Source organism: Xenorhabdus khoisanae, from assembly GCF_001037465.1.
Lineage (GTDB): Bacteria > Pseudomonadota > Gammaproteobacteria > Enterobacterales > Enterobacteriaceae > Xenorhabdus > Xenorhabdus khoisanae.
Window position 1 is genome coordinate 1 of sequence record NZ_LFCV01000255.1, and the last position, 913, is coordinate 913.

Here is a 913-nt window from a genome sequence, read left to right on the forward strand (position 1 = left end):
CTCTCATGATGTCCTTACAAATAATCTTGCAATCTTTCAACACTCATCCTCATGAAAGATAGTTATTGTTTAATAGTTATTTTTTTTACAAAAATACCAGAATATATTTTTTATGTAGAAATGATTATTTTGATTTTATTATTACTCATGGACATCACTCTTTATAGTGTAATAGTGGTTGTAATTTTAAATAGTGTCTATTTTGTTTTTTATTATTCTTGTTTTTTTATTGTTTGTAAGGAAATTTAGTTATTGATATATATTTTTTATTATTGGTGATGTGTTGAAATTACAGGGTGAGAGCGTGAACTTTTTTTTAAAAAATTTCAGGTTTGACGAATAAGAAAAAATATAATTTCATACTTCTTTTTTCGGGAAGTATTCTTATGAGTATCGATGCTTTTTCTTAGTCTTTCAGTACATTAACAGCTCCCCGCCAGTCGTCTAAGATCAGTTATCCTTTGTTTGATGTCCTTTTTCTGTCGATTACAGCCATCATCGCCGGTGCAGAAGGATGGGAAGATATTGAAGATTTCGGCGAAACGTACCTGGACTGGTATCAAGAAAAAACCCTTTTTCCGAATGGAATACCGGGACATGATGCTATCGCTCGCCTGATTTCTCGGCTCAATCCCGTTGCGTTTCAGCACTGTTTTATTCATTGGGCTCAACGGGTTAACGAACGCTCAGAAGGGGAAATTATCGCCATTGACGGAAAAACGTTGCGGGGAACTTATGATGGCAAGAATCGGCAGTCGATGCTCCACATGGTGAGTGCGTTTGCCACCCAGAACGGCGTAGTGATGGGACAACTGAAGACAGATAAAAAGTCCAATGAAATCACTGCGATCCCAAAATTACTCCGCTTGCTGGATATCACAGGTTGCCTGATAACAATTGATGCGATGGGATG

1 pseudogene is annotated in these 913 nt (G+C 36.7%); it reads left to right on the forward strand.

Annotated features, from left to right (window positions below):
• Positions 1-413: 413 nt before the first annotated feature.
• Positions 414-913, forward strand: a pseudogene (locus AB204_RS20635) (ISAs1 family transposase); the annotation flags it as partial.